Genomic DNA, 10,039 nt, shown 5'->3' on the forward strand with positions numbered 1-10,039 from the left:
GTCGTGCGGGGCAACCCGGCGCCGGCGGGTCCGGACCGCCCGGTCGTCGTCGGCGTCGACGGTTCGGACCGGTGCATGCAGGCCGTGCGGTATGCCGCCCGCGCGGCTGTGGCGAACGACGCCGAGCTGGTGCTGCTGTCGGCCTGGCAGCCCCAGTCGGCCCAGGCCATGGGCTACCGCACCGCGGACTACCCGACCGATCTCGCCGAGCGGCACGCCGCGGAGCTGGTCGAGTCGGCCCGGCTGGTGGCGCAGGAGGAACGGCCCGGTGTGCGGACGAGCTCACGGACTCCCGAGGGCCTGCCGGGGGAGGCGCTGACCGCGGCGTCGGAGACCGCCGGGCTGGTCGTGGTGGGGGCCCGGGGTCACGGCGGTTTCGCCGGCCTGAACCTCGGGTCGGTCTGCCACGCACTGATCCACAAGTCGGGCGCTCCCGTGGTCGTGGTCCGCCGCTGAAGCCCCTCGACTGCGGCGCCGGCGGAAGAACAGCGTCTACCGGTCGCTGCGGGTGCGCAGCACGAGCTTGCGCAGCAGGCCCACGACCACGATGACGAGGAAGGCGATCAGCACCGCGAGCATGAAGCCGGACAGGGCGCCGGCGATGACGTCGCCGCGCTCGGTGCCGCTGGACAGCACCTTGCCGGTGTCACGTTCGTATGCCGCGTCGCTGCGGTGGGCCAGCAGACCACCGATCAACGCGCCGAGCAGCGGCACCACGATGCCGAGGACCTGGTAGGCGCGCAGCAGTCCCGGGCTCCTGCGGGCCCGCGATGGCTCGGTCACACTGCTGCCCCGCTCGTGCTCGATGGTCGCGCTCCTCGGCGCTCTGGGCCTCGCTCGTCCCTCGCTCGTTTCCTCACGCCGTCGTCGCCGCTCCTGCTCGCGCGTAGCTGACCCATGCGAAACCCTCGCGCTCCTCGCGGCCGACCTCACGCCATACGCGCGGGTCGAGCTCGGGAAACCAGGTGTCACCCTCGACCTCGCGGTCGAGCTCGGTGAGCAGGAGCCGGTCGGCCAGCGGCAGGGCCAGGGCGTAGACCTCGCCGCCGCCGACCACGAAGACCTCCCCTTCGCCCGCCAGCCGGAGCGCCTCCTCGAGGGAGGCCGCCGTCTCCACACCGTCGGCAGACCAGTCGGACCGACGGGTGATCACGATCGACCGGCGGCCGGGGAGCGCCCCCATCGAGTCGAAGGTCTTGCGGCCCATGACCATCGGGTGACCCATGGTGGTGCGCTTGAAGTACTTCAGGTCCTCCGGCAGGTGCCAGGCCATCGTCCCGCCGGCCCCGATGACCCCGCCGCGAGCCACGGCGGCGATGAGCGTGATCGTCATACGGCGATCGGTGCCTTGATCCACGCCTGCGGCTGGTAGCCCTCGAGGGCCACGTCCTCGGGGACGAACTCGTCGATCCTGCGCCGCTCGGGGTTGAGCCGCAGCCGCGGGAGCGGTCCGGGCTCGCGGGAGAGCTGCTCGTCGGCCTGCTCGAGGTGGTTGAGGTAGAGGTGCGCGTCGCCCATCGTGTGCACGAAGTCGCCCGGCTCGAGGTCGCAGACCTGGGCGACCATGTGGGTCAGCAGTGCATAGGAGGCGATGTTGAACGGCACGCCCAGGAAGATATCGGCGCTGCGCTGGTAGAGCTGGCAGGACAGTCTCGCCCGGTGGTCACCGGTCGCCGGGGCGACGTAGAACTGGAACATCGTGTGGCACGGGGGCAGCGCCATCTCGTCGACCTCGGCGACGTTCCAGGCGCTGACGATGTGTCGCCGCGAGTCGGGGTTGGTCCTGATCGACTCGATGACCCGGCCGATCTGGTCGACCGAGCGACCGTCCGGCGTGGGCCAGGAGCGCCACTGGTGGCCGTAGACCGGCCCGAGCTCGCCTTGCGTGTCGGCCCACTCGTCCCAGATATGCACGCCGCGCTCCTGCAGCCAGCCGACGTTGGTCGAGCCGGTGAGAAACCAGATCAGCTCGGTGACGACCGACTTGATCTGCAGCTTCTTCGTGGTGACGGCCGGGAAGCCGTCGGACAGGTCGAAGCGCATCTGGTGGCCGAACACGCTGCGGGTGCCGGTGCCGGTGCGATCGGTCTTGGTGGCGCCGTGGTCGCGGACGAGGCGGAGGAGGTCGAGGTACTGGCGCACGCCAGAAAGGTAGCAAACGTGGCCGGCGGGCAATCAGTGTGATGTAGGTCACATCAAGGGGGCGTAACGTCGTCAACGATTCAACCGATGTAGCCCCTGATCGCGTCGCTACCCGGACCCCCGAGCGGGTAGCGACGCGATTCTCATGTCCGGCTCCCGGGCCGGTCCGGTCGGCGGTGCCGCTCGATCTGCGGCGTCCTATCCCGGACGGGCGACGGCGGACCCTCCTCGGGGCGATACCGTGACCCCATGACCAGCACGACCCCCACAGCCACCTTCGGTCGTGTCCTGACCGCGATGGTCACGCCCATGCACGCCGACGGCTCCGTCGACCTCGACGGCTGCCAGCGGCTGGCCACACACCTGGCCGACCACGGCCACGACGGGCTCGTGGTCAACGGCACCACTGGCGAGTCGGCCACCACCACCGACGAGGAGAACGTCGACCTGGTGCGGGCCGTGGTCGAGGCGGTCGGCGACCGCGTCACCGTCGTGGCGGGCGTCGGCACCAACGACACGGCCCACTCCGTCGCGGCCGCGCAGGCCCTGGTCAAGGCCGGGGCGCAGGGCGCCCTGGTCGTCACCCCCTACTACAACAAACCCCCGCAGGCCGGTGTGCTCGCGCACATGACGACCGTCGCGGACGCGATCGACGTGCCGGTCATGGTCTATGACATCCCGGGCCGCACGGGCACCGCGATCGAGAGTGACACGCTGCTGCGGCTGGCCGAGCACGAGCGGATCGTCGCGGTCAAGGACGCCAAGGGCGACCTCTTCGGGGCCAGCCGCATCATGGCCCAGACCGACCTGCAGTGGTATTCCGGCGACGACCCGCTGAACCTCGCGCACCTCGCGCAAGGGGCCGTGGGCGTCGTCAGCGTCGTCGGCCACGTCGCCGGACCGCAGTATGCCGAGATGGTCACCGCCGTGGCCGAGGGCAACCTCGACCGGGCGCGCGAGATCCACCGGCAGCTGATCCCGGCGGTCGACGCACTCATGCACATCACCCAGGGCGCGATCATGGCCAAGGCCGCGATGCGGGAACTCGGCATCATCGAGTCCGCCTTCATCCGCCTGCCCCTGCTCGAAGCCACCACCGAACAGGTCGAGCGCCTTCGCGCCGGCCTGAGACAGTCAGGACTTATGTGAGTCATCCCCACCCCGAACTGAATGCACCACCCGTCCTCCAGCCGGGCGCCGTCCGCGTGATCGCGCTCGGTGGCCTCGGCGAGGTGGGCCGCAACATGACGGTCATCGAGCACGCGGGTCGCCTGCTCATCGTCGACTGTGGCGTCCTCTTCCCGGAGGACCACCACCCGGGCATCGACCTGATCCTGCCCGACTTCGAATACCTCAAGGACCGGCTCCAGGACATCGACGCGATCGTCCTGACCCACGGTCACGAGGACCACATCGGCGCGGTGCCCTACCTGCTGAGGCTCAAGTCCGACATACCGGTCATCGGCTCGCAGCTGACGCTGGCGCTGGTCGAGGCCAAGCTCAAGGAGCACCGGATCAAGCCCTACACGCTCACCGTCGCCGAGGGGCAGCGGGAGCGGCTGGGGGTCTTCGACGCCGAGTTCATCGCGGTGAACCACTCGATCCCCGATGCGCTCGCGGTCTTCCTGCGCACCCCCGGCGGCACCCTCCTGTGCACCGGCGACTTCAAGATGGACCAGCTTCCGCTGGACGGGCGGATCACCGACCTGCGGGCCTTCGCCCGGCTCGGCGAGGAGGGGGTCGACCTCTTCCTCACCGACTCGACCAACGCCGAGGTCCCGGGGTTCACGACCTCGGAACGCGAGATCGCTCCGGCGATCCAGAACGTCTTCCAGACCGCGCAGCGGCGGATCATCGTGGCGTCCTTCTCCTCGCACGTGCACCGGATCCAGCAGGTGCTCGACGCGGCGCAGGCCAACGGGCGCAAGGTCGCCATGGTGGGCCGGTCGATGGTGCGCAACATGGGCATCGCCGCGGAGCTCGGCTACCTCAAGGTGCCCGAGGGCGTGCTGGTCGACCTGAAGAAGCTCGGCCAGCTGCCGGACGACAAGGTCGTGCTGGTCTGCACCGGCTCGCAGGGAGAGCCGATGGCCGCGCTGTCGCGGATGGCCAACCGCGACCACAAGATCGAGGTGGGGGATGGCGACACGGTGCTGCTCGCCTCCTCCCTCATCCCGGGCAACGAGAACGCCGTCTACCGGGTGATCAACGGTCTGATGCGGCTCGGCGCCACGGTGGTGCACAAGGGCAATGCCAAGGTCCACGTCTCCGGCCACGCCAGCGCCGGCGAGCTGCTCTACTGCTACAACATCGTCCGGCCCCGCAACGTCATGCCGATCCACGGCGAGTGGCGGATGCTCGTGGCCAACGCCGAGCTGGCGAAGAAGACGGGGGTGCCGCACTCGCGGGTCGTGCTCGCGGAGAACGGCATCGTGGTCGACCTGGTCGACGGGCGCGCGCAGATCACCGGCGCCGTGCCGGCGGGCTTCGTGTATGTCGACGGGTCGTCCGTGGGAGGCACGACCGAGACGCTGCTCAAGGACCGCCGCATCCTGCGCGACGAGGGCTTCATCACGATCATCGTGGTGCGCGACGCCGACACCGGCAAGATCGCGGCCGGCCCCGAGATCACGGCACGCGGCTTCGCGGAGGGGCAGGACGTGTTCGACCAGGTGCTGCCCAAGCTCGAGACCGCGCTGGCCGAGGCCGCGGACCGCGGGGTGACCGACTCCTACCAGCTGCAGCAGGTGATCCGCCGGGTCGTCGGCAGCTGGGTGGGCGGCAAGCTGCGGCGTCGGCCGATGATCATCCCGATCGTCATCGACGCCTGAATCGCGACTCACGCTGGCACGGGTGCGCGACACGCGGGACGACACGCCGGTATGGCGTCCGCCCACCGCAGTAGTGCCAGCGCGGCTTGCGAAAAGTGCGGCAAGAGGCCACGGTTTGCCGGGCGTCGTCGCATCGGACGAGCTGCGGAAGCACCTCGTCCGCGATCGGCTCTAGCCTCGGGGCATGACGTCCCCGACCAGCCGCCGTGCTCCCGAGACCTTCGGCGAGGACGCCGTCGTGCTGCTCGACTTCAGCGGTGAGGTCTTCCACTGGCGCGGGCCCGCGCCATACCACTTCGTCGCACTGCCCGAGGAGGACGCGGCCGCCGTGCAGGACGTCGCCCGTGAGGTGACCTATGGCTGGGGCGTGATCCCGGTGCGGGCCCTGCTCGGAGGCACCGAGTGGCCGACCTCGCTGTTCCCCAAGAACGGCGGCTTCCTGCTGCCCTTGCGCGTCTCGGTGCGCAAGGCCGAGGGCGTCGCACTCGGCGACCTCGTCGACGTCCGGCTCGCCGTGGTCCGTCCCTGACCCGGCCGGCAGCGCGACGTCCGTCGCCGTGCGTCGGTGACCGGTGGAGAAGGCCGGGGTCTCCAACGTGACGCTCGACCAGGTGCGGCAGGCGCGGTCGGTCACCGAGGTCGTCTGTGTCCAGAACCGGTATGCCGTGGGCTACCGCACCGACGACGCGCGCAAGGTCGTCGGCTACTGCGCCGCGGCGGCAGACCGTGACCCCGCCGGCCGATGATCATCCAGGTCAGCCGCAGGGGTCACGCCAGCAGGCTGAGGGCCAGCCCGGCCATCGCCACGAGCCAGCTGACGAAGCTGCCGACCAGGAAGTACTCGGTCACCTCGTTGATCCCCACCCCGCTGACCTCGGCCTGGAGCGCCCCTTCGCCGCGCGCTGTCCGGGCGGCCAGGCCGGAGCGGGCGGTGAGCTCGGGGAAGCGGATCACACCCTTGGCTGCGATCACCAGGCTCGCAGCTGTGAGCTGGCCGGAGAGACCCAGCCCGAGGATGAACAGCCGCTCCAGGGGGCCGAGCAGGCGACCGCCGCGCAGGCTGTCCGAGGGCTGCGCCTGCTCGCCCGGTTTCATCGCGCCGACCGAGACGAGGATCAGGCGCACCAGCTCGTTGCCGGTGCTCAACTGCACCAGCACCAGCCCGAGCAGCAACAGGAACCGGTCGGCCGACAGGTCCTGCAGGTGCGGGATGTCGGTCCAGCGGAGCCACCGCACGACCTCGCCGCCCGCAGGTGAGGCTGCTCCCGCCAGGGCGAACACTGCTGCCAGCCCGAGACCGAACACGAGCAATGGTGCGGCTTCTCCACGCTCGCGTCGGCGGGCGCGCTCGGCCAGGGCGCTCCAGACTGTCGTGAGGGCTACCACCAGGACCAGCAGCAGGAGGTCGGCGACGGTGTGCAGGTCGGCCAGGATGCCGGCCAGGACGACGGCGACCAGACCGGTCAGCGGAGGGATCCACGCCTGGGCCGTGCGCACCGAGCGGGCGAGGTCGGCTACCCCGACGGCGAGCAGCAGCACGGCGACGATGCTCACTGGACCTCCCTCAGTCGATCGGACGCCGCAAGGACGACGTCGATGCCGTCGCGCCCCGAGCGCTGGGACACCGCTGACCGGCTGATGCCCTCTTCCGCGGCCAGCTCGGCCTTGGTGCGTCCGGCGACGAGCCCTCCCAAGATCCTCAGGGATCGCGGGTCCATGCATCCCATCAGATGGTCCCGACACAGCAGGGCCGCGTTGACTGCTTCGCTGTGCGCCCCGGTGGACTCGTGGGGCAGGTAGGTCGTGTGCAGGTGTCGCGTGGCCACCGACGACTGTGCCCGCTTGGTCGAGTCGATCGCATCACGCGCGCTCCACCAGCCGGGACCGTCCTGGGTGCCACGGTCCCGGTCAAGCACGGTGATCTCGCCCCAGCCGATGCCGAAGCGCATGTCGATCTCGGGGAGCAGGTCGAGACGCAGGGTGAAAGCGGCGTGCAGCGCCGCGCCGACAGTCGCGTAGACGGCCTGGAACTCGTCGCCGGACACGATCACGGGGTCGTCGTCGGCGGGCAGCGCCTCCTGCAGTCTGCGCAGTGCCAGGGCGAACTGCCGGTGAAGCTCCCGGCGATCGGTTGCCGTGCGCGAGGCCATGACATCACCCAGCAGCGTCGCTCGGTAAGCATTATGCTTCATTTGTGCCATATGAAGATTATAGGTTTATTTCTGGCGAGAGTCGATCATGCCTGAAACGCAATCCTTCACTCCCGTCGGGTGAAGCTTAATGCTTCACCCGTCGGGAGCGATCGGCTGACCCTCACCCCGGGGAGGCGTTGTAGCGCCGCAGGTCCTCGGCGAATCCGGCCAGCTGCTCGGGCGCCCAGCTCGTCAGGCGCCCGCGGAACTCCGAGTGCCACCGGCGACGGACCGCGGCCATCCGCTCCTCGCCGGCCGGCGAGAGCGACAGGGTCTGCACCCGACCGTCGCTCGGGTCCGGTAGCCGTTCGACCAGTCCGAGCTGCTCCAGCTGGCTGACCTGCCGGCTCACGGCGCCCTTGTCGAGCTCGAGCAGCCGCACGAGCTCGCAGGCCCGGGTGGGTTGGTGCTTCGCGACGGTGACCAGCACGCCATACCCCGCCGCCTGCAGCTCCGGGTGCACCAGCCGAGCGTGCTCCCGGGAGTCGCGTCGGGCTCGACGGACGAGGGCGATGAGCTCACGCTCGATCTCCCGCTCGGCGTCGGGGATGGCGGCCTTCGTGGGCCCGGTCATGGACGCCTCAGCTCGCGACCGGCTCAGCGAGCTGCTCGAGCTCGTCCTCGCGCTCGATGGTCTTGCGCAGCGGGACCTCGCGGATCAACAGGATGGCGATCAGGGCCAGCACCGCGAACGGCACGGCCAGCCGGAACAGGTAGCCGGTCGCGTCGGCAAACGCTCCCTCGAAGACCGGCCGGATCTTGTCCGGCAGGGTGGTCATGTCCGGGATCTCGCTGCCGGTCGAGCCCTCCGGCGGGGTGACCCCGATCCGCGCCAGACCCTCGGTGATCCCCGAGCTGACCCGGTGGCCGAGCGCGGTGCCGAGCGCGGACACGCCGATCGAGCCGCCCAGCGTGCGGAAGAACGCGACCAGCGAGCTCGCCGCGCCGATGTCGGCCTGGGCGGCGTTGTTCTGGACCGCGAGGACGAGGTTCTGGTTGACCGCGCCCATGCCCAGGCCCAGCACGGTCATCGACGCGCCGACCCGCAGCAGGCTGGTGTCAGGTCCGATCATGCCGAGCAACCCGATCCCGGCGACCATGACCACGCCGCCGCCCACGAGGTAGCGCTTCCAGATGCCGGTGGCGGCGATGAGCCGGCCGGTGGCGATGCTGGAGACCAGCACCCCGCCGACGAGGGCGAGGGTCATCAGCCCCGCGCGGGTGGGCGTCATGCCCCGAGAGATCTGGAAGTACTGCACGAGGAAGACCGTCGACCCGAACATCGCCACGCCGACCATGACGGAGGCGAACACCGCAAGGCTCGTGGTGCGGTCGCGGAACAGCCGCAGCGGGATGATCGGCTCGGCGACCTTGGTCTCGGCGTAGACGAACGCCGCCAGGAGGAGCAGGCCGAGCGTGAGCAGCACCGCAGTGGTGGCCGAGACCCAGGCGAACTGGGTGCCGGCGAGTGAGACCCAGATCAGGAGGGCGGAGACCCCGGCGGTGATCAGGGTGGCGCCGACGTAGTCGATGGAGGCCTCGCGCTTGATCGTCGGCAGGTGCAGCGTCTTCTGCAGGACCACAAAGGCCACGACGGCGATCGGGATGCCCACGTAGAAGCACCAGCGCCAGGCCTGCCCCTCCATGTAGCCGGGCAGGAAGCTCCCGAGCCACTTCGCGTCCACCAGGAGGCCGCCGATCAGCGGGCCGCTGACGGTGGCCATCGCGAAGACGGCACCGAGGTAGCCGAAGTACTTGCCCCGGTCGCGAGGCGTCACCATGCTCGCGATGACGATCTGCACCAGCGCGGTGAGGCCGCCCATGCCGACGCCCTGCAGCAGCCGAGCGCCGATCAGCGCGCCCATGTCGGGGGCGATCCCGGCGATGACCGAACCGGCCATGAAGATGACCAGGGTCAGCTGGGTCAGCAGCTTCTTGCTGAACAGGTCGGCGAGCTTGCCCCAGATCGGCGTGGTCGCAGTCATCGCGAGCAGCGAGGCAACCACCACCCAGGTGTAGCCCGCCTCGCTGCCGTGCAGGTCGGCCACGATCCGGGGGAGCGCGGTCGACACCACGGTCGAGGACAACATGGCGACGAACATGGCCAGCAGCAGGCCGGAGAGGGCGTAGAGGACCTCCCGGTGGCTCATCGGCACGGAGGCGCCGGGCGGCCGGGTGGGTGGGGCTTGGGTGGTGGTACTCATGCAGCGGTTCCTCGAGGAGTGGTCAAGCACGTTGGTTGCCGTCAGCAACAATATACAAGTTGCTTGCTGCATGCAAATAAACCGAGGAGGCCGTGAACCGCCGGTATGCCGTGCGCCGCCGGAGCCGGGGAGCCGTTCCCTCGTTGCTGGCGATCGGCGTCACATATGACGCCGATCGCCAGCAACAGTGAGTGGTCTAGGCGGTCACCAGGGGCGAGGCAGGCTGAGGTCGCGTGGGTCCGCGACCGGCGTCCACCCCTCGGCGGTCAGCTCGTAGTCGAACTCCGGGCCGTCCGCGGCGATCGAGGCGACCGCTGCCACCAGCCGCCGCACGTGTTCCCGCGTCGTCGCCAGGCCGAGGCTGGCGCGCACGGCGGTCGGGGGAGCGTCAGGGCCGGCGTCTCCGAGCAGCTCGTCGACGAGCGGGTGCGCGCAGAACCGGCCGTCCCGCACGCCGATGCCGTGCTCCGCCGACAGGGCCGCCGAGACCAGGGCGCTGTCCACGCCGTCGATGGTGAACGCCACGACGCCGACGCGGGGGTGATCGTCGCCGAAGACGGAGTAGGTCCGCACCCCGGCGATGCCGCCCAGCCCGGCCTGCAGCGCGGCGGCCAGCTCGGCCTCATGCGCCTCGACCACGTCCCGCTCGCGGCGCAGCGTGGCGCATGCG

At 70.2% G+C, this 10,039-nt stretch carries 13 protein-coding genes; 5 read left to right on the forward strand and 8 right to left on the reverse strand.

All coding sequences use genetic code 11. The features are described 5' to 3' along the window. Positions 1-456: universal stress protein (locus FRW57_RS11650; protein ID WP_162529339.1), on the forward strand; the 456-nt coding region annotated here is incomplete at its 5' end. Positions 457-492: 36 nt separating this feature from the next. Here FRW57_RS11650 and FRW57_RS11655 read toward each other — a convergent pair. From FRW57_RS11655 to FRW57_RS11665, 3 genes are all read right to left on the reverse strand, one after another. Further along, the gene (locus FRW57_RS11655) at positions 493-783 is read right to left on the reverse strand and encodes a hypothetical protein (protein ID WP_152186055.1); all 291 of its coding nucleotides are present in this window, start codon (positions 781-783) and stop codon (positions 493-495) included. A 73-nt stretch (positions 784-856) separates the two neighbouring features. Continuing rightward, positions 857-1,333 (reverse strand): dihydrofolate reductase, encoded by a 477-nt coding sequence (locus FRW57_RS11660; RefSeq protein ID WP_152186056.1) that lies wholly within the window; start codon positions 1,331-1,333, stop codon positions 857-859. Beyond that, complete coding sequence (locus FRW57_RS11665) at positions 1,330-2,142, reverse strand: thymidylate synthase (protein WP_152186057.1); 813 nt, start codon at positions 2,140-2,142, stop codon at positions 1,330-1,332. Before FRW57_RS11665 ends, FRW57_RS11660 begins: the two co-directional genes overlap by 4 nt. A 249-nt stretch (positions 2,143-2,391) precedes the next feature. Between FRW57_RS11665 and dapA the strand changes: the two genes are divergently transcribed. The 4 genes from dapA (at position 2,392) to FRW57_RS23210 (ending at position 5,719) form a co-directional block, all read left to right on the forward strand. Beyond that, positions 2,392-3,291, forward strand: coding sequence for a 4-hydroxy-tetrahydrodipicolinate synthase (dapA, locus tag FRW57_RS11670; protein ID WP_152186058.1), 900 nt, complete (start codon positions 2,392-2,394; stop codon positions 3,289-3,291). Next, on the forward strand, positions 3,288-4,973 hold the full coding sequence (locus tag FRW57_RS11675) for a ribonuclease J (RefSeq protein WP_152186059.1): 1,686 nt from the start codon (positions 3,288-3,290) through the stop codon (positions 4,971-4,973). The genes dapA and FRW57_RS11675 overlap by 4 nt, the downstream gene beginning before the upstream one ends. A gap of 184 nt (positions 4,974-5,157) precedes the next feature. After that, positions 5,158-5,502 (forward strand): DUF1905 domain-containing protein, encoded by a 345-nt coding sequence (locus tag FRW57_RS11680; RefSeq protein WP_238999399.1) that lies wholly within the window; start codon positions 5,158-5,160, stop codon positions 5,500-5,502. A gap of 67 nt (positions 5,503-5,569) precedes the next feature. Beyond that, the gene (locus tag FRW57_RS23210; RefSeq protein ID WP_162308185.1) at positions 5,570-5,719 is read left to right on the forward strand and encodes a hypothetical protein; all 150 of its coding nucleotides are present in this window, start codon (positions 5,570-5,572) and stop codon (positions 5,717-5,719) included. Positions 5,720-5,741: 22 nt separating this feature from the next. Here the strand turns inward: FRW57_RS23210 and FRW57_RS11685 are convergent, their stop codons facing one another. The 5 genes from FRW57_RS11685 to FRW57_RS11705 all read right to left on the reverse strand — a co-directional run. Then, the gene (locus FRW57_RS11685; RefSeq protein ID WP_152186060.1) at positions 5,742-6,527 is read right to left on the reverse strand and encodes a hypothetical protein; all 786 of its coding nucleotides are present in this window, start codon (positions 6,525-6,527) and stop codon (positions 5,742-5,744) included. After that, complete coding sequence (locus FRW57_RS11690) at positions 6,524-7,174, reverse strand: SatD family protein (RefSeq protein ID WP_152186061.1); 651 nt, start codon at positions 7,172-7,174, stop codon at positions 6,524-6,526. The genes FRW57_RS11685 and FRW57_RS11690 overlap by 4 nt, the downstream gene beginning before the upstream one ends. A gap of 112 nt (positions 7,175-7,286) precedes the next feature. Next, the gene (locus FRW57_RS11695) at positions 7,287-7,739 is read right to left on the reverse strand and encodes a MarR family winged helix-turn-helix transcriptional regulator (RefSeq protein ID WP_152186062.1); all 453 of its coding nucleotides are present in this window, start codon (positions 7,737-7,739) and stop codon (positions 7,287-7,289) included. Between the two features lie 7 nt (positions 7,740-7,746). Beyond that, the gene (locus FRW57_RS11700) at positions 7,747-9,369 is read right to left on the reverse strand and encodes an MFS transporter (protein WP_203230306.1); all 1,623 of its coding nucleotides are present in this window, start codon (positions 9,367-9,369) and stop codon (positions 7,747-7,749) included. 204 nt (positions 9,370-9,573) lie between these two features. Continuing rightward, a partial coding sequence (locus FRW57_RS11705) for an aminotransferase class V-fold PLP-dependent enzyme (RefSeq protein WP_152186063.1) occupies positions 9,574-10,039 on the reverse strand: 466 nt, incomplete at its 5' end.

This window comes from Segeticoccus rhizosphaerae (genome assembly GCF_009192725.1).
In the GTDB taxonomy this organism is placed as follows: domain Bacteria; phylum Actinomycetota; class Actinomycetes; order Actinomycetales; family Dermatophilaceae; genus Segeticoccus; species Segeticoccus rhizosphaerae.

Coding starts and splice junctions, on each gene's coding strand:
- FRW57_RS11690 (WP_152186061.1), bottom strand. CDS start 7,174: ATGGCACAAATGAAGCATAATGCTTACCGAGCGACGCTGCTGGGTGAT.
- FRW57_RS11660 (WP_152186056.1), bottom strand. CDS start 1,333: ATGACGATCACGCTCATCGCCGCCGTGGCTCGCGGCGGGGTCATCGGG.
- FRW57_RS11695 (WP_152186062.1), bottom strand. CDS start 7,739: ATGACCGGGCCCACGAAGGCCGCCATCCCCGACGCCGAGCGGGAGATC.
- FRW57_RS11680 (WP_238999399.1), top strand. CDS start 5,158: ATGACGTCCCCGACCAGCCGCCGTGCTCCCGAGACCTTCGGCGAGGAC.
- dapA (WP_152186058.1), top strand. CDS start 2,392: ATGACCAGCACGACCCCCACAGCCACCTTCGGTCGTGTCCTGACCGCG.
- FRW57_RS11700 (WP_203230306.1), bottom strand. CDS start 9,369: ATGAGTACCACCACCCAAGCCCCACCCACCCGGCCGCCCGGCGCCTCC.